This is a genomic window from Thermopolyspora sp. NPDC052614, assembly GCF_040678635.1.
Lineage (GTDB): Bacteria > Actinomycetota > Actinomycetes > Streptosporangiales > Streptosporangiaceae > Thermopolyspora.
In genome coordinates this window covers 22,880-45,173 of sequence record NZ_JBFATZ010000033.1, presented here as the reverse complement: position 1 = coordinate 45,173, position 22,294 = coordinate 22,880, and the positions used below count along the sequence as shown (strand labels likewise).

The following is a 22,294-nucleotide window of genomic DNA, read 5'->3' as shown; positions in this document are numbered from 1 at the left end:
CGCCGCGTTCGCCTCGTACCCCACCCACGGGTTGATCGCGATCTTCACCGTCCCGCCGGACGAGGCCCCGCCCGACCCGCCGGCCGACGGAGCCGCCGACCCGGAGGACGTTCCGTCGTTCACCGTCGCGCCACCGCAGCCGGACACCGTGATGGCCAGCGTCAGCGCCGTTGCGAGGCTCAACCACCTGGTCCACGCGCGTCGAAGTCTCATGCGACCCTCTTCTTCTTCCGATCCGATCCGGATCCCTGGGTGATCCGGTCGAGCATGACTCCCAGAAGCACGATGGCGATGCCCGCGGCGAATCCCTTGCCGAAGTCCTCGTACTGGGAGAAACCGGCCACGACGTCGTAGCCGAGGGCGCCGGCGCCGACGAGCGCGCCGACCACCACGACCGCGAGGACCATGATGATGCCCTGGTTCAGCGCGAGCAGCAGCGCTCCCCTGGCCATCGGCAACTGGACCTTCCACAGCAACTGGCGGTACGTGGAGCCGGCCGACGTGGCCGCCTCGACGACCGTGGCGGGCACCGCCCGCAGGCCGTCCTCGACGAGGCGGGCCACCGGCGGCACCGCGTAGATCACCGAGGCGGCGATCGCGGTGAACCGCGAGGAGGAGAACAACGCCAGCGCGGGCAGCAGGTAGACGAAGGACGGCATCGTCTGGGCGGCGTCCAGGACCGGCCGCAGCACGGTGGCGAACCGGTCGTACCGGGCGGCGAGGATGCCGAGCGCGAGGCCGAACAGGACGGTCAGCACGGTCGCCACGAGCACCATCGTGAGCGTCTCCATGCTGTGCTGCCACAGGCCGAGCAGGGCCAGCGCGAGCAGGCAGCCGGTGGCCGTCAGCGCGGCCCGCAGGCCGCTGAGCCCCAGCGCCAGCGCGAACACGGCTGCGGTCATCAGCCACCACGGGGACTGGGTGAGCACCGCCTGCAACGGGTTGAGCAGCAGCTCGCTGACCACGTTCTTGATCCAGTCGGTGACGGCGAACCAGTTCGTCTCGATCCACAGCGTGATGTCGTTGACGTGTTTGGCCAGCGGATACTGCAGCTGCGACGGGAACGACCCGGGCAGGGCCGCGGAGGCGGCGACGCCGGCCGCCGTGACCACGGCGGCGATCGCCCAGCGCACCCAGCCGGGCAGGCGGGCGAGCCCTCGTTTGGCGGCGGCGGGACCGCCGTTGCCGGTTTGGCCCGTTCCACGATGTGAGCCGTGAGCGCGGGTCATCCGATCCAGAACGATCGCCATGATGACGATGGCGATGCCGCCGTCGAACATGGAGCCGGTGTTCACCCGGGTCAGCGCGCTGATGATCTTCTCACCGAGGCCGGGCGCGTCGATCAGGGCGGTGATCACAACCATGGAGATCGCCATCATGATCGTCTGGTTGACCGCCAGCAGGATCGTCGTACGGGCCATCGGGATCTGGACCTTGAACAGGGTCTGCCACTTGGTCGCGCCGATCGACCGCGACGCCTCCAGCGCGGTGGGCGAGACCTCCCGGATGCCGAGCGCCGCGATCCTGATCGCGGGCGGAATCGAGTAGATCATCGTGGCGACCGTCGCCGAGGGCGCGCCGATGAGGAAGAACAGGGTCATCGGCGCCAGGTAGGCGAACGTCGGCATGATCTGCATCACGTCGAGGATCGGCGTCAGGAAGCGCCGCACCCGCTCCGAGCGCCCCGCCCACACGCCGAGCGGCAGGCCGATGAGCAGCGACAGCAGCACCGCCGCGATCACCAGGGCGAGCGTGTCGACCGCCATGTCCCACACGCCGAGTACGCCGAAGGAGGTGAACCCGGCCAGCGACAGCAGGCCCAGACGCCACCCGCCGAGCGCCCAGCCGAGCGCGCCGGCACCGACGATCAGGCCCGGCCAGCCCATCGCGTGCAGCGTGGTCTGCAGCGCGGTCACCAGGACGTCGATGAACAGCCGGATGTAGTTGATGAAGAACAGGAAGATCGGGCTGCTGTTGCGGTGTGCGTCCACCCAGTCGCGGGCGTCGCGCAGGATCCCGAAGGCCGCCGCGTCCTCGTTGTGCGGCAGCACCGCCTGCCCGGCGAACAGCACGTAGAGCACCACGGCCAGGGCCACGCCCCCGGCCCACGGCACCCAGCCGGGCACCCGCCTGCGCGGGGGAGTCGGGACGACCGGGGCCTCAGCGGTCACCGGCGGGGGGGTGACGACCGGTGCGTGGCTGGTCATGACGTCTTGCCACCGACCTTTCCGCGCGCGCCGGCGACCTCGTCGCGGGCGAGCACCTGAAGGATGTCGACCCGGTCCACCACGCCGACCAGCTCGTCGCCCGCCACCACCCTGATGGCCCGGGCGGTGGCGAGCGCGGCCGGCACGGCGTCGCGGATGAGCGTGTCCACCGGCAGATGCGGGCCGTCGAGCGGCTCGTCCGGCTCGGGCTCGCGGCAGATCCAGCGCAGCGACAGCACCCCGTCGCGGGGCACGTCGCTGACGAAGTCGGCCACGTAATCGTCGGCGGGCGCGGCCACGAGCTCCTCCGGCGTACCGATCTGCACGATCTTGCCGTCCCGCATGATGGCGATGCGCTCGCCGAGCTTGAGCGCCTCGGACAGGTCGTGTGTGATGAACACCATCGTCTTGCCGACCTCGCGGTGCAGGCGTATCACCTCGGCCTGCATGTCGCGCCGGATCAGCGGGTCCAGGGCGCTGAACGGCTCGTCGAACAGCAGCACCGCGGGATCGACGGCGAGCGCGCGGGCCAGGCCGACGCGCTGCTGCATGCCACCGGAGAGCTGATCCGGATAGTGCTCGCCGTGGCCCTCAAGGCCGACCAGGGAGAGGATCTCCTGCGCCCGCTGGTGCCGTACGGCCTTGCTCACGCCCTGGATCTCCAGGCCATAGGCAACGTTGTCAATGACCTTTCGATGCGGGAGCAGGCCGAAATGCTGGAACACCATGCTCACCCGGTGCCGCCGCAGTTCGCGCAGCCTGGCGGGCGAGGCCGCGCGCACGTCCTCACCGTCGATGTGGATCTCGCCCGCGGTCGGCTCGATCAGGCGGGTCAGGCAGCGTACCAGGGTGGACTTGCCGCTGCCCGACAGCCCCATGACGACGAAGACCTCGCCGGGGGCGATGGAGAACGAGACGTCGCGCACGGCGGGGGTGCAACCGGTCTTCGCGCGCAGTTCGGCGGGCTCCAAGTCGGCGAGCGGGCCGCGGAGGATCCGGTCCGCCTTCGGCCCGAAGATCTTCCACAGCGAGCGAACCTCGATCGCCGCTGTCTGTCCGAGCATAGTGCTCCTAAAGCCGGGGGGTCGGGGACGCGGCGCCCGCACGGTCTGCCACCCCGATCCGGCGCCCAGTCCGCTGTGTCACTCTCGGACTTCCCAGACCCAGCCGGTGTTTCGCCATCCCCAGCGAGCACCACGTGTCCTGCAACAGGATCGAAGCTAGAACGGTGAGGCGTCAATACGGGAGATAGCCCGGAGAGCACCCCCATATTGTGACCACTTGGAGATATGCCGGATATCTATTGATGTCCGCGATCGCGGCGAGCGCCGCTCACGAGCGCCCGTAGGCGTCCTCGAGGCGCTCGATGTCCTCCTCGTCGAAGTGCCCGAAGGCGATCTCCATGATCCGTGCCGGGGCGTCGCCGGAGCAGCTCAGCCGGTGCGTCTGCCGGGCGCGGATCAGCACCCGATCGCCCACCTCCGGGTTGATCCTCTTGCCGTCGATCTCGAACACCAGGCCGGGGTCGAGGGCGACCCACAGCTCGTCGCGGTGCTCGTGACGCTGCAGACTGAGAGTCTGCCCGGCCTGAACCGTGATGATCTTCACCGTCGAGGGCTCGTTGAGGGTGAACCGCTCGAAGGCACCCCACGGCCGCTCGTCACGTACCACGGCACCGAGCCGGTCGATCTCCAGCACGTGGCCCTCCAATTCTCCTCGCCGCGCGATCCGGCGCGGCCGTCGCGTTACTGGTCGCGTTCCTGGTGGAATCGGCAAGGAGCAGCCTACCGTTGATCGCCCCGGATTCTCCGGACGCGACAGCGCAAATCTGTGAAACACATTCTCATCGGCACCGCCATGACGTGTGCGACGACCGCACCGCGGCCCTGCCCAATGACCGCGCCAGGGGGACGTGACCGGCCACAACACCCGGTCATCGCGCCTAGCTGCACCGCCTAGGACCGCTGGAGACCCCCTAGGACCGAGGTTCAAGGCCGCACACGGCGGACCGCACCCGGCGAAGACCTCGACGACAGCGCGCCGGGGGCCCTGCCCAATGACCGCGCCAGGGGGACGTGACCGGCCACAACACCCGATCATCGCGCCTAGCTGCACCGCCTAGGACCCCCTGGAGACCCCCTAGGACCGAGGTTCAAGGCCGCACACGGCGGACCGCACACGGCGAAAGCCCTCGGCGACAGCGCGCCGGGGGCCGCGGCATCGCCGCCCCCGGCGCCGGTCGTGTGCCGGTCGTGGCTCGGTTACAGGCCGTACTCCTTGACGATGCGTTCGTGCCGCTCGACCTCGACGCCCACCTCGCGGGCGAGTTCGAGCCAGGCGAGCGGGTGCACCCAGCGCTCGGTCGCGTCGTCCAGCAGGGCGTCCACCTCGGCCGGGGTGACGTTCGGCGGCACGGCGATGTAGCCGTACAGGCCGGGCAGGCGCTCGCCGGTGCTCGGGTGGGTGACGGTGTAGTCCTCGTCGCTGTAGACCCAGATCGACCAGCCGCGCTCGTCCACGACCTGATTGAACTCGACCCACTCCTGCTCGGTCGGGGCCGCGCCGTCGAAGAACCAGCTGGTGAACCCGGCCGGTCGCAGCATCGCCACGGCGGCGAACGGGATGATGAAGTTCTCCCGCTCCTTCTCGTCCTCCGGCACCGGCTCCAGCGGCGTCGGATCGATGACGACGACGTCGCCGGCGTTGTAGTTCACGGCGCGCGGCTGGGCGGCCACCAGGCGCGCGGTCGCCGGGCCCGTCCGTACGGCCAGCACCTCGCGGCGGCTGCCGTCGGGCGCGGGCATGAAGGCGCGGACCAGGTGCCACTCCTCGTCGATCGGGCCCTGCTCGGTCCGCAGCGGCATGCCCAGCTTGGCGGCGCCCGCCCGGACCGTCGGCCAGTCCTCGGCGGCCGTGGCCATGACGATCATGCGCCAGACGTCCTCGTCCTCGACCTCCGGCGAGTCGAGGACGGCCTTGAGGATCTCCGCGCCCTTGGCGTTGTCGTCCAGTTGCTGGACGGCGCCGGCCCACAGCCTGCGCGCCTCCAGGCCGATGCCGGCCTCGACGGCGGCCTCGGCCTCCCGCGCGGTCTCCTCCCAGCGCTCACGCGCCCGGTACAGCCGGGCCCGGGTGAGGTGCGCCCGGCCGTCCGGCAGCAGTTCGGCCAGCCGCGTCACCCGCTCGTCCTGCTCGGCGTCGATGAGCAGGCTGGTCAGGAACCCGATGTCGTCCGCCTCCGCGGTGGCCGGGTCGCCCTCCTCCACCAGCATGCGCCAGTAGATGTCGGCGCCCGTCCGGGGATAGCCGAGGAAGCCGAGGGTGGTCGTGTGGCGGCGGGTGGCCTCCAGGTCCTCGCCGGACAGCGGCCACAGCCACTCCACCCAGCGCTCGGGGTCGGCGTTGATACCGTCGGCGGCGTCGAAGGCGCCCACGAGCTCCTCGCGGGGCGACTGCGGGGCCGGGGCCTCGACGGCGTCGGCGTGCCGGCGCAGCTCGGCCACCTCCTCGGCGAGCGCGCCCGCGTTCTCCAGGCGGCCGAGCGCCTCTTCGGCCTCCTCGGCGAGCAGGCGGGCCTGCCAGGCGCCTTTGCGGGCGACGGCGAGCTCACCGGCGATGACCGTCAGCTCCACCAGGGCGCGGTGCGCGCCCATCGTCGCGAAGTAGCCCATCCACTGGCGCAGCAACCGGCCGAGCTGCCAGGTGTTGGCGACCAGGCCGGTGTCCGCCAGGCGGCGCACGACGCCCGCCCACTCCACCCAGTCACGGGGGTGGTCGCCGACCACGTCCAGGTCGGGCAGCGCCTCGACGGCCTCCGCCTTGCGGCCCAGCTCGGCGAGCACCCGGGCGCGCAGCACGCCCTCGCGGCGGGCCTTGGCCACCGGGTCGTCGGGCTTGAACCCGGACCCGGCCTCAAGCGCCGCCAGCGCGTCCTCGCCCCGGCCGACGGCGAGCAGCGCCCGCACGCTCGCGGCGGCCAGCTCCCAGCTCGCCGCCTTCCCGGCCGACCCCAGCCGCCCGATCGCCGACTCGGCGTAGGCGACGGCCTCCTCCGGGGTTCCGGCGTCCAGCAGCGCCGCGACGTACTGGGTCGCCAGGCCGCTGAAGGCCGGCGAGTCCGGCTCGACGCCCTTCAACGCCTCGCCGAGGGCGGCCAGCCGCTGCTCGGCGTACCTGGGCCCGTCGGTGTTCGCCTGCGCGATCGCCAGCGCCTCGGCGGCCGCCGTGACGGCGGGGCACCCGCGCACGTCCGCACGACCGGCGAACTCCGCCAGCTCCGCGGCGTCGCCGAGCGCGACCTCGCCCTGCGCCCGGTCGCCGACCCGGCCGATGAGGTGCCAGTACCTGGCGAAGAACTCCAGCCACGGCTGCTCGACGACCTCACCCTGCTGCGCCACCGCCGGCGCCACGATGTCGAGCTGCGCGTACCGCCCTTCCAGCGCCTGAGCCGGAAGGTCCCCCAGTGCGAGCGCCAGCTCGGCGTTCCCCGCTTCGTGCAGTTGCCGCTGGGTGTCGCCGACCCAGGCCCAGATGTCCACGTCCATGGCAGGCCAGTCTGCCAGCTCACGAGGGATGCCCCAAACGACCTACGAAGGCAGTTCTCCGTGTTGGCCCCGCTGACCTGCGCTCCCGCTCACCGTGGAAAAGGACGCGTTCACCCAGCGCGTGAAGCCGGGGCACCCGGCCCGCCGCCGTGCTCCGCCGAGGCGACCCGGCGGACGATGCCGATCTTCGCGAAGGCGCCGCGAACCGGTGCCGTTCCCTATGCCGGGACACCCTTATGCCGGGCACCCAAATGCCGGGCACCCAAATGCCGGGCACCCAAATGCCGGGCACCCAGATGCCGGGAACCCAGATGCCGGGAAATGCGGCTCCCGCGCGGCGTACCGACGTCAGCCAAGGGCGGCGAGGCGGATCTCGCCCTCGGCCACCAGAACGGCAGGGCCGGTGAGGAAGCTGGTGTCGGGGTCCAGGGTGACGCGAACCTCGCCGCCGGGAACCTCAATCGACCACACGCCGGCGGTCTCGCCCGCGGCCCGCGCCGCCGCGACCGCCGCGGCGACCGTGCCCGTGCCGCAGGACCTGGTCTCTCCGGAGCCGCGCTCGAAGACGCGCATCACGACGCGGCGCTCGCCCGCCGGGTTCAGCAGCTCCACGTTGACGCCTTGCGGGAAGACCGTCGCGTCGAACGCCGGGGGCCGGGTCAGGTCGAGGTCGGAGACCGCGTCCTCGATCAGACACGCCAGGTGCGGGTTGCCCACGTCGACGCACACGCCCTCGTAGTCCCGCCCGGCGATCGTGGTCCGGCTGGTGCCGAACACCTTGGGCGGGCCCATGTCCACGGTGACATCGCCGGTGGCGGCCAGCCGTACGCGCCGGACTCCGGCCCGGGTGGCGACGCCGAACTCACCCGGCGCGGCCAGCCCGGTCTCCACCAGATAGCGGGCGAAGACCCGGACGCCGTTGCCGCACATCTCGGCGAGGCTTCCGTCGGCGTTGCGGTAGTCCATGAACCACTCCGCCTCGCCGGCCTGGTCCGCCGCCTCCGGGCACAGCTTGGACGGCACCACCCGCAGCACCCCGTCCGCGCCGACGCCCGCCCGACGATCGCATATCGCGGCCACCAGCGCGGGCGACAGGTCGAGCCGGGCATCCGGATCGGGAAGGATCACGAAGTCGTTCTGCGTGCCGTGGCCCTTCACGAACCGCAGGGCGTCCACCGAGTACATGCCTGACATGGTACGGCCGCCTCTGATTCGCGCCGCCAACGGTTTGCGCGGCCGTACGCCCGGCAAGCCGCCCCACGTCCGGCTCAGGGTGAGACGCCGGCGTCGGCCGTGACCAGGGTGAGGGCGCGGTCCAGCAGGTCGGGGGCGTCGTGCGGGAGCCAGTGGACGCGGGGATCGCGGCGGAACCAGGATTCCTGGCGGCGGGCGAACCTGCGGGTGGCCCGGATGGTCTCCTCCTTGGCCTTGTCCTCGGTCCACTCGCCGGACAGAAAGCGCAGGACCTGGGCGTAGCCGAGGGCGCGGGCGGCGGTGATGCCGTCGGCGAGGCCGGCGTCGGCGAGACGGCGCACCTCGTCGACGAGCCCGGCGCGCCACATGCGTTCCACGCGCAGGGCGATGCGCTCGTCCAGTTCGGGGCGGGGCACTTCCAGGCCGATCTGGACGCTGGGGTAGATCGCCTCGTAGGAGGGCATGCGGGCGGAGAAGGGCCGCCCCGACAGCTCGATCACCTCTAGGGCGCGCACGATGCGGCGGCCGTTGCTGGGCAGGATCGCCTCGGCGGCCCTGGGGTCGCGCTCGGCGAGCCGCCGGTACAGGGGGCCTGGGCCGGAGCGGTGCAACTCGGCCTCAAGGCGGGCCCGGATGGCCGGGTCGGTGCCGGGGAAGTCCAGGTCGTCGAGGGCGGCGCGGATGTAGAGGCCGGAACCGCCGACCAGGATCGGCGCCTTGCCCGCGGCCCGCAGGTCGTCGATGATCCGGCGTGCGGCGCGCTGGTATTCGGCGACGCTCGCGGTCTTGGTGACGGGCCACACGTCCAGCAGGTGGTGCGGCACACCGCGGCGCTCGGCCCAGGTGAGCTTGGCCGTACCGATGTCCATGCCCTCGTACAACTGCATCGAGTCGGCGTTGATGATCTCGCCGCCGAGCCTGAGCGCCAGGTCGACGCCGAGGTCGGACTTGCCCGCCGCCGTCGGACCGATCACGGCCAGCACCGGAAGGTGCGCCATCGGCGAATTGCTCATGGCACGAGTCTGGCAGGAACCGGAGGGTGCCCGGCCCTCTTCGCACCCGCCACCGCTCCCGCACGGACGAGATCAAGGCGCACACCCACGGCGTCCGCAGGACGCTAGGCCTCGCTAGCCCTTCAGCAGGTCGTAGGGCTCGAAAAGGGTGGGCGGCAGATGGCCCTCCAGGGTGAGCAGCAGGCGCTTGGACTCGACGCCGTCGCCTCCGCTGAAGCCGCCGAGGCCGTCTCCCGCGACGACGCGGTGACAAGGAACGATGATCGGGATCGGGTTGCTGCCCATGATCGACCCGATGGCGCGGGCCGGGACGTCGCCGCCGCTGCGTCTGGCCAGTTCGCCATAGGTGACGACCTGCCCGTAGGGAACGGTGTCGAGCAGCGTTCCGAGAACCTGGCGGCGCAGCGGGGAGGTCAGACTCCAGTCCAGCGGAATCGTGAATGTCCGTAGTTCCCCCGCGAAGTAGGCCGCCAGCTCGCGGCGGGCCTCGGCGGTGCGGTCCGCGTCGTCGACCACAGGCAGCCCGAGTCGCCGCGCGATGCGGTCACGCGCGGCGGGGCCGTCGCGAAAGCCGGTGGCGACGACGCCCCGCTCGGTGACCGCGACCAGCACCTGCCCGAGTCGCGTGGGCACGCCGCCGAACGCGACGGTGTCGCCCGTGGCCGTCGCATGCTCGTCCGCGTCGCCGGTGGCCTTCGCCGTTCGGCGAGAAATCTGCTCCATCGCCACCAACGTACCGCCCTCGACCGACAATTCCGCGGGCACGATCGGCGGCCATGGTGCCGCGGGCGTTGGACGGCCGAGGAGGCCGGCCCGGTCGGCCCCCTGAGCCGGCCGTACGACTGAGGCGGGAGACGTACGGGAGCTCAAGAGACAGTGTGGGGCGACCGGGTCGGCCGGATCGGGACGCCTGATCCGGGGTGGTCAGCCGGAGTCAGACAGGGTCGCCTCCGGAATTCAGGTACGGGGGTCCGCCGGTGCCGAAGCCCGGATCCGGTTGCGTGCCGGGGATCGCGCCGGGCGGGCCGTCCGGATAGGGCGGGCCGTCGTCCTCGGCGCTGCCGTCGCCCTGCCCGCCGCTGCCGGTGGAGCCTTTGTCCGAGTCGTTCTTTGACGTGTCGCCGGATGTGGATGGCTTGTCGCTCCCGCCGCCGGAGGTGCCGGAACCGTCGCCGCCGGAGCCTGCCGACCCGTCGGTGCCCTCGCCGGCGGCCGGATCTCCTTCGGGGAGGCCCGCCGAGCCGTCTGCGCCGCCGTCCCCGCCGTCGCCCTCCTCGGCCGGAGGGTTCTCCTCGCCCTGCCCTGCCTGCTGCTCGGTCTCCCCGCCGTTCTCGCCACCGGCCCGCTGGGGCTCACTGGACGCGGCCGGGTTCGAGCCGCCCGAGGGAGCCTCCCGTGAGGACAGGACGTAGACGACCCCGCCCGAGGTCAGCGCCGCCGCCAAGGCGATCGCCGAGGCGATGAGCACCGTACGGCCGCGCGAAGGCTGCCCCGACCTACCGGGGCGGCCCGGTGCGCCGGGCTGGTGCGGAGTGTGCTGACCGGGGGGAATGCCATGGCCGGTGGGCGTGCCCACGCCGCCGGGGGCGCCGGGGCCGCTCGGAGTGCCGGTACCGGTGCCGTAGGGAGTACGCGGATCGACCGGCGCGCCTCCGGGCCCGGTCAGGTACTCGTACGACCCGGATTGGCCGTGGGTCGGCGTGGCGGGCGGTACCGGCCCACCCGTGAGGGGGCCGTCGTGCCGTCGCATGCGTAGAACTCTCCCTGCGGCGATCGAGGGGAAACCACTCCGGCTTCCGCAGTTGGTCGCCCACCCTAACCGCAATTACAGCGAATAGTCTGCCAATTACAAAAAGATCACGACATATTCGCCTAAATCTACGCACCTCGCGAACGACGTTTCACCCCGATCAGCCGTCCCGAACGTGCCTGCTCCCGCCCGCTCCCCCAGGCCATCGACGAGCACGCGTCCGGGACGTCGGAGAGATCCGGCCCGGCCGCCCAAGCACCGGCGGCCGAACCGGGAAAGACCGAGGTCAGCGCCTACGCAGGGTCGGCATGCCCAAGGAGACCCTGCCCTGGCCGCCGGAGGCGCCGGACGGAACCCCGCAGGCGGCGTTCTCGCGGGCCTCCCACGCGTCCCCCGCCCGCGTACGGCGAAGCTTCAGCACGGGCCCGTCCGCGACCAGATGATGCGGAGCGGCGTAGGTGACCTCGACGGTGACCATGTCGCCGGGGCGGGGACGCTCGGCGGCGTCCGCGGGCGGCGTGAAGTGCACCAGGCGGTTGTCGGGGGCGCGGCCGGACATGCGGTGGGTGGTGTCGTCCTTGCGGCCCTCGCCTTCGGCCACGAGCACCTCCAGGACGCGGCCGACCTGCGCCTTGTTCTCCGACCACGAGATGTCGTTCTGCAGCGCGACGAGCCGCTCGTACCGCTCCTGGACCACCTCGCGCGGGACCTGGCCGTCCATCGTGGCGGCGGGGGTGCCGGGGCGGATGGAGTACTGGAACGTGTAGGCGCCCGCGAACCGGGCCTGCCGTACCACGTCGAGGGTGGCCTGGAAGTCCTCCTCGGTCTCGCCGGGGAAGCCGACGATGATGTCGGTGGAGATCGCCGCGTCCGGCATGGCGGCGCGGACCCGCTCGATGATGCCGAGGTAGCGCTCGGCGCGGTAGGAGCGGCGCATGGCGCGCAGCACCCGGTCCGAGCCGGACTGCAGCGGCATGTGCAGCTGGTGCATGACGTTGGGCGTCTCGGCCATCGCCGCGATCACGTCGTCGGTGAACGCGGCCGGGTGCGGCGAGGTGAACCGCACGCGCTCGAGGCCCTCGACGTCGCCGCAGGCCCGCAGCAGCTTGCCGAACGCGAGCCGGTCGCCGAACTCCACCCCATAGGTGTTGACGTTCTGCCCGAGCAGCGTGACCTCGAGCACCCCCTGCTCGACCAGGGCGCGCACCTCGGCGAGCACGTCGCCGGGGCGGCGGTCGCGCTCCTTGCCGCGCAGGGACGGCACGATGCAGAACGTGCAGGTGTTGTTGCATCCGACGGAGATCGACACCCAGGCGGCGTACGCGGACTCGCGCTTGGTCGGCAGCGTGGAGGGGAAGACCTCCAGCGCCTCCTTGATCTCGACCTGCGCCTCCTGCTGCACGCGGGCGCGTTCCAGCAGGACGGGCAGCGAGCCGATGTTGTGGGTGCCGAAGACGACGTCCACCCAGGGGGCTCGCCGTACGATCTCGCCCTGGTCCTTCTGCGCCAGGCAGCCCCCGACGGCGATCTGCATGCCGGGGCGGCCGGCCTTCACCGGACGCAGGTGGCCGAGGTTGCCGTAGAGGCGGTTGTCGGCGTTCTCCCGCACGGCGCAGGTGTTGAAGACCACCACGTCGGGCGTCTCGCCCTCGCCGGCGGGCACGTAGCCGGCGTCCTCCAGGAGCCCGGACAGCCGCTCGGAGTCGTGCACGTTCATCTGGCACCCGAAGGTCCGTACCTCGTACGTGCGGGCGCCCTGCTCGGTGACAGTCATCGCACTGACAAGGGTAGGCGCTCGCCGGACTTCGCGACGCCGCGATTTTCCGGTCATGCGCCCGTCACGTCGTGCGTAAACCTGCTGTGATCGGATCGGTACCAGGAGGTTAGTGACCCTTGGCCCTCTCCCACCTACGTTGTTGACCATGACGGAGACCGGGGAGCGAACTCCCCTTGTCAGGCTTGAAGGAGTCAACAAGTTCTTCGGGGAATTGCATGTCCTGCGTGATATCAACCTGACCGTCGCGCGCGGCGAGGTCGTCGTCGTCATCGGCCCGTCCGGCGGCGGCAAGTCGACGCTGTGCCGGACGATCAACCGGCTGGAGACGATCGACTCCGGCACCATCACCTTCGACGGCGAACCCCTGCCGGCCGAGGGCAAGGCGCTGGCCAGGCTGCGGTCGGACGTGGGCATGGTGTTCCAGTCCTTCAACCTCTTCGCCCACAGGACGATCTTGGAGAACGTCACGCTCGGGCCGATCCGGGTGCGCAAGATCCCCCGGCAGCAGGCCGAGCAGCGTGCCATGGAGCTGCTCGAACGGGTCGGCATCGCCGCCCAGGCGTCGAAGTACCCCGCCCAACTGTCCGGCGGTCAGCAGCAGCGCAGCGCCATCGCCCGCGCCCTGGCGATGGACCCCAAGATGATCCTGTTCGACGAGCCCACCTCCGCCCTCGACCCCGAGATGGTGCAGGAGGTGCTCGACGTGATGATCGGCCTGGCCGGCGAGGGCATGACGATGATGGTCGTCACCCACGAGATGGGCTTCGCGCGCCGTGCGGCCAACCGCGTCGTGTTCATGGCCGACGGCCAGGTCGTCGAGGAGAACACGCCCGACGAGTTCTTCACCAGCCCGCAGACCGATCGGGCGAAGGACTTCCTGTCCAAGATCTTGACGCACTGAGTTGTCGGGGCGACCGGGCCTCCACCAGAGAATGAGGTAACGGAAATGCGAGTACGACGTTTCGCGATGGCGCTCACGGCCGCCGGCGCGCTCACCCTGGGCTTGGCGGCCTGCGGCGGAGGCGGCGGCGACACCTCCGCCACGGCCGGCGACGGTTCGCTGGTTGACAAGATCAAGAACAGCAAGAAGGTCGTGGTCGGCACCAAGTGGGACCAGCCCGGCCTCGGCCTGAAGGCGGGTGCCGGCGAGCCGCAGGGCTTCGACGTGGACGTGGCCAAGTACGTCGTGAAGGAGCTGGCCGGCGGGCAGGACGTCGACATCGAGTGGAAGGAGTCGGCGTCCTCCAACCGCGAGGCGTTCCTCGCCAACGGCACCGTGGACATCATCTTCGCCTCGTACTCGATCACCGAGGAGCGCAAGGGGAAGGTGACCTTCGGCGGGCCGTACATCATCGCGCACCAGGACACGATGGTGCGGGCCGACGCCACCGACATCACCAAGGCCACCGACCTGGCGGGCAAGCGCATCTGCCAGGCCGCGGGCTCCAACTCGTACAAGCGCATCACCGACCCGCCGCCGGACGGCAAGCTCGACCTCGACGCCCAGCTCGTCGGTGCGGCGAACTACTCCGAGTGCGTGGCCAAGCTCGCCGGCAACAACCTCGACGCGGTCACCACCGACGACCTCATCCTCGCCGGCTTCGCCGGGCAGGGCGGCGGCAACTTCAAGATCCTTGGCGACCCGTTCACGGACGAGAAGTACGGCGTCGGCCTGAAGAAGGGCGACACCAAGACCTGCGAGGCGGTCAACACCGCGATCGCCAAGATGTACAGCGACGGCACCGCCAAGACGCTGCTGGACAAGTGGTTCGGCAAGGCGCAGGGCCTGACCCTGCCCACCGCGACGCCGCCCGCCGAGGGCTGTGCCTGACCTGACACTCCGACGAACCGACGTGCGGCGGCCGGGGCCCGGTCCGCAGGCCACCGGCCGCCGCCGTCCTGACCGGGTGGAGCACGATGGATGAACTGATCAAATACGCCCCGGATCTCGCCGTGGGCTTCCTGCATAACGTGGAGCTCGCCGCCCTCTGCGCGGTCATCTCCATGATCCTCGGCACGATCCTGGTCGCCATGCGGGTGGCGCCGACACCCATCCTGCGCGCCGCCGGCGGCATCTACGTCAACGTCGTGCGCAACACCCCGCTGACGCTGGTGCTGGCCTTCTCCGCGCTCGGCCTCAGCGACACCCTCGGGCTGCAGTTCTCCCAGACGCCCAGCACCAACAGCTTCTACCTGGTCGTGCTCGGCCTGTCCGCCTACACCGCGACGTTCGTGTGCGAGGCGCTGCGCTCGGGCATCAACACCGTGCCGCTCGGGCAGGCCGAGGCGGCGCGGGCCATCGGGCTCACGTTCTTCCAGTCGCTGCGGTTGATCATCCTGCCGCAGGCGATGCGGGCGGTGATCGCGCCCCTCGGCAGCGTGATGATCGCGATGACGAAGAACACGACCGTGGCGATCGCGGCCGGGTACCTCGCCGAGTCCGCGTTCGTCATGCGCGACACCTTCGACGACACCGGCGTGTCGATCCCCATCTTCCTCGGCCTGGTCGTCGCGTTCATGGCCGTGACCCTTCCCATCGGGTTCTTCACCGGGTGGCTGGCCAAGCGAATGGCGGTGGCGCGATGAGCACGCGGGCGAACGTCCTGTTCGACGCCCCGGGGCCTCGGGCGCGGCTGCGCAACAACATCCTCACGCTGCTCGCCGTGGTGGTGGTGCTGGGCGGGGCGTACTTCGCGTACGCCAAGTTCGACGAGAAGGGCCAGTGGAACCCGATTCTCTGGCAGCACTTCCTCGAGGCCAAGACCTGGACCGACTTCATCATCCCCGGGCTCATCGGCACGCTGGAGGCGGCCGCGCTCGGCGCGGTGTTCGCGCTGATCTTCGGTGCGCTGTTCGGGCTCGCCCGGCTGTCCGACCACCGATGGATCCGGATGCCGGCCGGGGTGGTCGTCGAGACCTTCCGGGCGATCCCGCTGCTGCTGCTGATCTTCTTCCTGTTCTTCCTCGCACCGAGCGTGCTCGGCAGCGGCGACTACACGCTCGCCGCTCTGGTGGCCGGGCTCACCCTGTACAACGGGTCGGTGCTCGCCGAGGTGGTACGCGCGGGGGTGCTGGCCGTACCCAGGGGGCAGTCGGAGGCCGCGTACGCGATCGGCCTGCGCAAGAGCGGCGTCATGTGGCTGATCCTCATCCCGCAGGCGATCACGGCGATGATGCCCGCGATCGTCAGCCAGCTCGTGGTGCTGCTCAAGGACACCGCGCTCGGGTACATCATCGCCTACCAGGACCTGCTCAGCATGGGCTTCCAGATCCTGCCGGCGAACTACTTCGGCACCCGGGTGAGCAGCGCGATCGTCATCGGCATCATCTACATCGGGCTGAACATGGCGCTCAGCGCCCTGGCCCACTGGCTGGAACGCCGCAGCCGCCGCAGCCGCAAGACGAGCGCCCGTCCGGTCGCCCCGCCCAGCGCCCTGGTGGGCGTCGGCACCCAGCGCAACGGCTCGTCCGGCGGCCTCGCCGGCATGGAGTAGCCCACGACTTTCACCACGTCTCCGGCCGTCCCCGATTCCCCCCGGACGGCCGGAGACTCCGTCTCCTCTCCTCGTCCCCTCTCCTCGCCGTCCCCTCCTCTTCGGCATCCCCTCTCCTCGCTCTCGGCGGGTGACGGGGAAGCCGACGGGGAGGACCTCCGGCCGGTGCCGCCGAGGCCGGCGGGGAAGGGCGGTGGCGAAGGCTAGCGGGGAAGACCGGTGGCGAAGGTCAGCGGGCGAACTCGGTGGCGCGGGACTCGCGGACGACGGTGATGCGAATCTGGCCGGGGTAGGTGAGCTCCTCCTCGACCTGCTTGGCCACGTCGCGGGCGATGACCTGGGCCTGGATGTCGTCGACCGAGTCGGGCTTGACCATGACCCTGATCTCCCGGCCGGCCTGCATGGCGAAAACCTTCTCCACGCCCTCGTACGACTGGGCGATCTCCTCCAGCCGCTCCAGACGCTTGACGTAGGCCTCCAGCGACTCGCGGCGCGCTCCCGGCCTGCCGCCGCTGATGGCGTCGGCGGCCTGGGTGAGGACGGCCTCCACCGTGCGCACCTCGACCTCGTTGTGATGGGCCTCGATGGCGTGCACGACATCCTCGTGCTCGCCGTACCGGCGGGCGATCTCGGCGCCGATGAGGGCGTGGCTGCCCTCGACCTCATGGGTGAGGGCCTTGCCGATGTCGTGCAGGACCGTGCAGCGCTTCAGCAGCATCGGGTCGAGCCGCAGCTCGGCAGCCATGATGCCGGCGATGTGGGCGGACTCGATCAGGTGCTTGAGCACGTTCTGCCCATAGGACGTGCGGTAGCGAAGCTGGCCGAGCAGCGTGATCAGCTCGGGGTGCATGTCGGTGATGCCGAGCTCGACGAGCGCGTCCTCGCCCGCGCGCACGCACAGGTCCCGCACTTCGGCCTTGCTGCGCTCGTACGCCTCCTCGATGCGCTGCGGGTGGATGCGCCCGTCAAGGATGAGCTTCTCCAGGGTGAGCCGCGCGGTCTCCCGGCGTACCGGGTCGAAACAGGACAGCAGCACGGCCTCAGGGGTGTCGTCGATGATCAGGTTGACGCCGGTGGTGGACTCGAAGGCGCGGATGTTGCGGCCTTCGCGGCCGATGATGCGGCCCTTCATCTCGTCGCCGGGCAGGTGCAACACCGAGACGACCGACTCGGCCGTCTGCTCGGTGGCGATGCGCTGCACCGCCAGCGTGACGATCTTGGTGGCGCGCTTCTCCCCCTCTCTACGCGCCTCGCCCTCGATTTCCCGGACGATCAGCGCCGCCTCGCGCTTGGCCTGGTTCTCGATGGTCTGGACGAGTTCGTTCTTGGCCTGCTCGGCGGTGAGACCGGCGATGCGCTCCAGCATCGCCCGGCGCTCGTCCTCCATCTGCTCCAGCTCCGCACGGCGGTCGGCAAGCCTGGTCTCGGTCTCGGCCAATTTCCTGGCCCGCTCCGCCTGCCGCCGGGCCTCCTCGTCGAGCCGCTGCTCCCGCTCGGCGAGCCGATTCTCCCTGCGCTCCAGGTCCGACCGCAGCTCCTTGAGCTCGGATTTGAGGATCCGCGTCTCCTCCTCGACCTCCTTGCGCATCTGCGCAACGGTCTCCGCGGCGGCCTCGGACTTACGCAGGATCTCCTCGGCGTCGTTGTTCGCCTTGTCACGAATCTGGGCGGCCTCGCGCTGGGCCTCCTCCAACTCGACGTGAGCCTCGGCCAGTTGCTCAGGAGAGGGACTGGACGCGTTTGTTCGGCGATCGGCGCCCGTGCGACGGACCAGAACGACGAGTGCGGCAGCCGCGACGACGGCAAGTAGGAGAACAGCTACCGTCAGCGCGATGTTGCCCATGCGCCCACCCACTCCTCGCGTCTCGATATCGTCACGCGAGGGGCTACATACGCACAGTGACAGACCAGGGTGACGCTACGCGGACAACACGGCCCCCAGGCACGGCCTATCGACCACCTGAACCCGACCGTCAGGCGAAAACAGCCTTCTTCGTCCGTTGCTCACCGTTATGGCAATCCGCACTGCGCGGAGTAACTCCTCACTATGGTCGAGATTAGGTGTCAATGAGGCAACGAGCAAGCCACGGCAAGGCAAAGCTCACTCTCAAACGGCTTCCAGCCTCCCCCATATCCCCTGAATCCACCCATCACCTACCATATTCACCGTTCTGACAAACCCCCTCAACCACACCAGCACCGTCCCGCAACGCCGACCATTGATCGCGCAGGCCCAACCGCGGCCCCGAACGGTCACCGGACACACTGATCGCCCCCATCCGCTCCACACCCATGCCGGTCTGCACCATTACGGCCGGGCGACCCGGCGTTAGGACGTGAAAGGGCCGCCGGGGAAGGGGTCATCGGACGTCTCGTCCATGAAGGCCCCTTCCAGTGCCTCCAGCTCAAGGGAGGCATCGTCCGGGTCGTCGTGGTCGAGGCCGCCGGATTCCCGTTCCGCCTCCAGCGCTTCGCGGACGACGCGGAAGGCCAGGCCCGGGGGGTAGCCCTTGCGGGCGAGCATGCCGGTGAGGCGCCGGGTGCGGGTCGCCGTGGGGAGATTGCGGGTGGAGGGAAGGCGGCGGGTGACCAGGCGGCGGGCCGTCTCCAGTTCCTCCTCCGGGTCGAGGTGGTCGACGGCGTCGCGGACGGTGTCGTCGTCGACGCCGCGGTGGCGCAGCTCGGCGGCGAGGGCCTTGCGGCCCAGGCCGCGCCCGGCGTGCCGGGAGCTGACCCAGGCCTCGGCGAACGCTTCATCGTCGATGAGGCCCACTTCGCCGAAGCGCTCCAGCACGGCCTGCGCCGCGTCCTCGGGCACGCCCCGGCGCTGGAGCGCGGCCTCGAGTTGCGCCCGGGTGCGCGGCGCCGCCGTGAGCATGCGCAGGCAGATGGCCCGCGCGACCGCCTGCGGATCGGCGTCGGGACCCAGGCTCGCCGCGGATCCCTCGGTCGGCCCGTCGGGCAGCCACCCCCCGCCCCCGCGCCGCCTCTGACGCCGGGGGCCTGGGGTCGCTTCCGATGCCACGGTTCGGCCGATCAGACGTCACCGGGCCGAGGCGCGGCGGCCGCCTTCGCGCCCCGCGCGGACGCGGCGGCGGTGGAACGGCCGGACGCGGCGGCGGAACCAGCGGCGGAACCGGCGGTGGCACGCGCGGCCGTCGTGGCCGCGGGAGCCGCTCCGGGCCCCGACGCGGCACCGGCCGGAGGCTGAACGGCCGGCGCGTCGATGCGCGGCCCGACCCCGAGCTTCTCCTTGATCTTCTTCTCGATCTCGTTGGCGATGTCGGGGTTGTTCTTCAGGAAGTTGCGGGCGTTCTCCTTGCCCTGCCCGAGCTGGTCGCCCTCGTAGGTGTACCAGGCACCCGACTTGCGGATGAAGCCCTGCTCCACGCCCATGTCGATCAGCCCGCCCTCGCGGGAGATGCCGACGCCGTACAGGATGTCGAAGTCGGTCGTCCGGAACGGCGGCGCCATCTTGTTCTTGACGACCTTCACCCGGGTCCGGTTGCCGACCGGCTCGGTGCCATCCTTGAGCGTCTCGATGCGACGGATGTCGAGACGCACCGAGGCGTAGAACTTCAGCGCCTTACCACCGGTGGTGGTCTCCGGGCTGTTGTGGACCATGACACCGTCCACGAAGTAGTTGTGCGTGCCCTCCACCTCGATGTCGAACTTCTTCATCGACCGGGTCTTCGGCTTGACACGCACATCCAGGATCTCGGCGGGCACCAGCCGCTGCTCGGCTTCGGCGAACTCAGGCTCGACCGCGAACCGGTTCTGGAACCTCGGCAGCAGCTTGTAGGCCATCGAGGGGTGCACGTACGGCGCGATGAGCTGCTGGAACTTCGCCGACGACGCGGTGTCGAACTGCAGCACCGCGACCTTTCGCGCTCCTCGGAGGTCCAGCTTGACGTTCAGGCCGTAGGTGTCGCGGAGGTAGTCGCGCAGGCGCTCGCGCGAGCCGGGGCTCATCGCCTCCACGCAGAACTCGATCCGCCCGGTGCCACCGTCGGTGCGCTGCTGGACGCCCTTGGAACGAACCGTGAACCCGCCGTCGTCCATGTACCACACGGCGAGCGCGAGCGGGGTGAGCGCCTTGAGGTAGTCCCACGTGAGGTGCTTCTTGCCGTCGCCGAAGTAGACGACCTGGCGAAGCTCATCGAGCTCGGGCAGCGGCGTGAAGTCCGCGAACACGGCCCCCTTGGCGTTGGTGGACCTGGTGTGCTTGATGTTGCCGAGCAGGGAGCACTTCCAGTCGAGGTAGGCCTCCTGCTTCGCCCCGTGCCCCATGCGGAACCGCACACCGGTGCGGCCGCTCGGGTTGGGCGACAGGCTGCCGTCACCCATCAGGGAGCCGAGGACGACCTGCCACTGCCGGTCGCTGAGCCGATGGGTCTCCATGATCATGAGCCGGTCGCCGGCGATGAGCTCGCCAGCCTCCCGCCAGCCGCCGGGCGTCCGGATGAGGTGGTTCTCCGTGGCGGCGAACCGCGCTTTGCCGTCGCCTCCCGACTTGGCGACGGTGAACTGCAGGAACCGGTCGGCGTTCCCGTTGTCGAACCAGTTCGTGACACGCCGCGGGACGACCTTCCCGGTCTCGGGGTCGTAGGAGAGGACCTCGACGTCCAAGCGCTGGTTGACGATCTTCCCGATCTTCTCCTGGGTGCCGTCCGCCAGGGTGACCCGGGTCGAGTAGGACATGCACCCGAACATGACGCCGACCTTCTCGCGGAGCTGGTTGATGAAGATCGCGGTGGTGCGGGTCTGGTTGATGGCGCCGGTCAGCTTGCGCAGGGCCTGGGACATCAGGCGGGCCTGGAGGCCGACGTGGCTGTCGCCCATCTCGCCCTCGATCTCGGCCTTGGGCACCAGGGCGGCCACCGAGTCGATGACGACGATGTCGATCGCGCCGGAGCGGATCAGCATGTCGGTGATCTCCAGCGCCTGCTCGCCGGTGTCGGGCTGGGAGACCAGCAACGCGTCGGTGTCCACGCCGAGCTTCTTGGCGTACTCGGGGTCGAGGGCGTGCTCGGCGTCGATGAACGCGGCGATGCCGCCGGCCTTCTGCGCGTTGGCCACCGCGTGCAGCGCGACGGTCGTCTTACCCGACGACTCCGGGCCGTAGATCTCGACCACCCGGCCCCTCGGCAGCCCGCCGATGCCCAGCGCGATGTCGAGCCCGATCGAGCCGGTCGGGATCACCTCGACGGGGGCGCGCGTCTCGTCCCCGAGGCGCATGACGGAGCCCTTGCCGAACTGACGCTCGATCTGGGCGAGCGCGGTCTCAAGAGCCTTCTCGCGGTCGTTGGCTGCCATTGGATGCCCCCTGTGAGGGTTGTGGGTCCTGTCGGTCACCAGCAAGCTATGGGGTGCCGCCGACATTTTCCCGGCGACACTCGCCCGTCCGCGTGGTGGCACCTTCTCCGGCGGTCCCCCCAGCATAGCCGAACGACTGTTCGATCGTCAGTCGAACCACGCCGCCGGGTCACGATCCGCCACCGTCCGCGATCACCATCGCGACGCCCGACCCGGCGCAGGGGCACGGCCGGGCCGAAGCGCACTTCCGCGCACGTCTCCCTATGTCGCCCATGTCCGCCCGGTCACCGCCGACGGCTCGCCGGACGAGCGGCCCTCTCCCCGCCGCCCCGTCCCGGCCGCCCAAGTCCCGGCCGCTCAGCGCAGCTTGGGGTCCACGTCGGTGGTCGCACAGACCGCGCGCCAGACGTCCTTGGCCGATTCGCCCTCGGCCAGGGCCTGCACGACCGTACGGTGGCCCAGCTCCGCGATCACGAAGTCTCTGGCCCACGACTCGGCGTAGGTCTCGCCGAACTGCCGGTGCATGCGATTCCAGAACTCTGTCAAACGCACCCTTCAAGTATGAGACGCTCCGAGCGATGGGCCGGACGCCCCACCCAAAAGGAGGTCCCCCATGAAGAAGCTCACGCGCGCCCAGCGTCTCGCGCATCGAGCCAAGCGCCGCCTGCTGAAGTCGCGGCGGCTGCAGGCCGAGCAGAAGGCCCGCCGGGAGCGACGCGAACGCAAGGGCGGGTAAGGGCCCGCGTACCCGGCTTACCCGGGTTCGCCCGAGCCCCGGAGAAATTTCTCGAAGGAGTCTCCGAAGGAGTTCGGTTCTCCGGCTCGGGCGTGCGGGATCTGTCATCACGGCACCCACATGCCGTACACCGCGCCGAGGGGGCGGCGAGCGGTCCCAGGCGGGGTGCCGACGAGGTCGATCAAGGTCGATCGGAACGGACCGAGGTCGCGGAAAAGGATCGAGGCGCCGTTCTCAACCTGGTACGGCACGCCGACCCCTTC

Annotated in this window: 19 protein-coding genes and 3 pseudogenes; 5 read left to right on the top strand and 17 right to left on the bottom strand. The window is 70.5% G+C overall.

Annotated elements, in window-relative coordinates; translation table 11 throughout:
* From AB0K60_RS36845 to miaB, 10 genes and pseudogenes are all read right to left on the bottom strand, one after another.
* Nucleotides 1–183: pseudogene (locus AB0K60_RS36845) on the bottom strand (glycine/betaine ABC transporter substrate-binding protein); the annotation flags it as partial.
* A gap of 26 nt (nucleotides 184–209) precedes the next feature.
* Nucleotides 210–2,207 carry an ABC transporter permease subunit gene (locus tag AB0K60_RS36840; protein WP_364066220.1) on the bottom strand — a complete coding sequence of 666 codons (1,998 nt, stop codon included), beginning with the start codon at nucleotides 2,205–2,207 and terminating at the stop codon, nucleotides 210–212.
* The gene (locus tag AB0K60_RS36835) at nucleotides 2,204–3,271 is read right to left on the bottom strand and encodes a glycine betaine/L-proline ABC transporter ATP-binding protein (protein WP_364066217.1); all 1,068 of its coding nucleotides are present in this window, start codon (nucleotides 3,269–3,271) and stop codon (nucleotides 2,204–2,206) included. The genes AB0K60_RS36840 and AB0K60_RS36835 overlap by 4 nt, the downstream gene beginning before the upstream one ends.
* 268 nt (nucleotides 3,272–3,539) lie before the next feature.
* Entirely contained in the window at nucleotides 3,540–3,905 is a 366-nt protein-coding gene (locus AB0K60_RS36830) for a phosphomannose isomerase type II C-terminal cupin domain (RefSeq protein ID WP_364066214.1), read from the bottom strand.
* 563 nt (nucleotides 3,906–4,468) lie between these two features.
* Nucleotides 4,469–6,751, bottom strand: coding sequence for a tetratricopeptide repeat protein (locus AB0K60_RS36825; RefSeq protein WP_364066212.1), 2,283 nt, complete (start codon nucleotides 6,749–6,751; stop codon nucleotides 4,469–4,471).
* 348 nt (nucleotides 6,752–7,099) lie between these two features.
* Nucleotides 7,100–7,918 carry a diaminopimelate epimerase gene (gene dapF, locus AB0K60_RS36820; RefSeq protein ID WP_364066235.1) on the bottom strand — a complete coding sequence of 273 codons (819 nt, stop codon included), beginning with the start codon at nucleotides 7,916–7,918 and terminating at the stop codon, nucleotides 7,100–7,102.
* A gap of 101 nt (nucleotides 7,919–8,019) precedes the next feature.
* On the bottom strand, nucleotides 8,020–8,943 hold the full coding sequence (miaA, locus tag AB0K60_RS36815; RefSeq protein ID WP_364066232.1) for a tRNA (adenosine(37)-N6)-dimethylallyltransferase MiaA: 924 nt from the start codon (nucleotides 8,941–8,943) through the stop codon (nucleotides 8,020–8,022).
* Between the two features lie 129 nt (nucleotides 8,944–9,072).
* Complete coding sequence (locus tag AB0K60_RS36810) at nucleotides 9,073–9,681, bottom strand: methylated-DNA--[protein]-cysteine S-methyltransferase (protein ID WP_364066209.1); 609 nt, start codon at nucleotides 9,679–9,681, stop codon at nucleotides 9,073–9,075.
* Nucleotides 9,682–9,892: 211 nt separating this feature from the next.
* Complete coding sequence (locus AB0K60_RS36805) at nucleotides 9,893–10,708, bottom strand: hypothetical protein (RefSeq protein ID WP_364066206.1); 816 nt, start codon at nucleotides 10,706–10,708, stop codon at nucleotides 9,893–9,895.
* 286 nt (nucleotides 10,709–10,994) lie between these two features.
* Nucleotides 10,995–12,482: a tRNA (N6-isopentenyl adenosine(37)-C2)-methylthiotransferase MiaB gene (gene miaB / locus AB0K60_RS36800; RefSeq protein WP_364066203.1), complete on the bottom strand. Its 1,488-nt coding sequence runs from the start codon at nucleotides 12,480–12,482 to the stop codon at nucleotides 10,995–10,997.
* 148 nt (nucleotides 12,483–12,630) lie between these two features.
* Here miaB and AB0K60_RS36795 point away from each other — a divergent pair, with 148 nt between their 5' ends.
* From AB0K60_RS36795 to AB0K60_RS36780, 4 genes are all read left to right on the top strand, one after another.
* Nucleotides 12,631–13,386: an amino acid ABC transporter ATP-binding protein gene (locus AB0K60_RS36795; protein ID WP_364066200.1), complete on the top strand. Its 756-nt coding sequence runs from the start codon at nucleotides 12,631–12,633 to the stop codon at nucleotides 13,384–13,386.
* A gap of 45 nt (nucleotides 13,387–13,431) precedes the next feature.
* The gene (locus AB0K60_RS36790) at nucleotides 13,432–14,316 is read left to right on the top strand and encodes a glutamate ABC transporter substrate-binding protein (protein WP_364066197.1); all 885 of its coding nucleotides are present in this window, start codon (nucleotides 13,432–13,434) and stop codon (nucleotides 14,314–14,316) included.
* An 86-nt stretch (nucleotides 14,317–14,402) separates the two neighbouring features.
* Complete coding sequence (locus tag AB0K60_RS36785; protein ID WP_364066194.1) at nucleotides 14,403–15,071, top strand: amino acid ABC transporter permease; 669 nt, start codon at nucleotides 14,403–14,405, stop codon at nucleotides 15,069–15,071.
* Nucleotides 15,068–15,979 carry an amino acid ABC transporter permease gene (locus AB0K60_RS36780; protein WP_364066191.1) on the top strand — a complete coding sequence of 304 codons (912 nt, stop codon included), beginning with the start codon at nucleotides 15,068–15,070 and terminating at the stop codon, nucleotides 15,977–15,979. The genes AB0K60_RS36785 and AB0K60_RS36780 overlap by 4 nt, the downstream gene beginning before the upstream one ends.
* Before the next feature lie 229 nt (nucleotides 15,980–16,208).
* Here AB0K60_RS36780 and rny read toward each other — a convergent pair whose 3' ends face one another.
* From rny to AB0K60_RS36750, 6 genes and pseudogenes are all read right to left on the bottom strand, one after another.
* Nucleotides 16,209–17,822 (bottom strand): ribonuclease Y, encoded by a 1,614-nt coding sequence (rny, locus tag AB0K60_RS36775; RefSeq protein ID WP_364066189.1) that lies wholly within the window; start codon nucleotides 17,820–17,822, stop codon nucleotides 16,209–16,211.
* 486 nt (nucleotides 17,823–18,308) lie between these two features.
* Nucleotides 18,309–18,944: a regulatory protein RecX gene (locus AB0K60_RS36770; RefSeq protein ID WP_364066229.1), complete on the bottom strand. Its 636-nt coding sequence runs from the start codon at nucleotides 18,942–18,944 to the stop codon at nucleotides 18,309–18,311.
* A 71-nt stretch (nucleotides 18,945–19,015) separates the two neighbouring features.
* Nucleotides 19,016–19,660: a hypothetical protein gene (locus AB0K60_RS36765; RefSeq protein ID WP_364066226.1), complete on the bottom strand. Its 645-nt coding sequence runs from the start codon at nucleotides 19,658–19,660 to the stop codon at nucleotides 19,016–19,018.
* Nucleotides 19,661–19,831: 171 nt separating this feature from the next.
* Nucleotides 19,832–20,404: pseudogene (locus AB0K60_RS36760) on the bottom strand (LAGLIDADG endonuclease); the annotation flags it as partial.
* A gap of 42 nt (nucleotides 20,405–20,446) precedes the next feature.
* Nucleotides 20,447–21,295: pseudogene (gene recA / locus AB0K60_RS36755) on the bottom strand (recombinase RecA); the annotation flags it as partial.
* A 357-nt stretch (nucleotides 21,296–21,652) separates the two neighbouring features.
* Entirely contained in the window at nucleotides 21,653–21,847 is a 195-nt protein-coding gene (locus tag AB0K60_RS36750; protein WP_364066187.1) for a DUF3046 domain-containing protein, read from the bottom strand.
* Between the two features lie 61 nt (nucleotides 21,848–21,908).
* Between AB0K60_RS36750 and AB0K60_RS36745 the strand changes: the two genes are divergently transcribed.
* The gene (locus AB0K60_RS36745; RefSeq protein ID WP_364066184.1) at nucleotides 21,909–22,031 is read left to right on the top strand and encodes a hypothetical protein; all 123 of its coding nucleotides are present in this window, start codon (nucleotides 21,909–21,911) and stop codon (nucleotides 22,029–22,031) included.
* Between the two features lie 107 nt (nucleotides 22,032–22,138).
* On the opposite strand, the gene AB0K60_RS36740 is transcribed toward AB0K60_RS36745, so the two are convergent.
* Complete coding sequence (locus AB0K60_RS36740) at nucleotides 22,139–22,282, bottom strand: hypothetical protein (RefSeq protein WP_364066182.1); 144 nt, start codon at nucleotides 22,280–22,282, stop codon at nucleotides 22,139–22,141.
* Nucleotides 22,283–22,294: the final 12 nt, after the last annotated feature.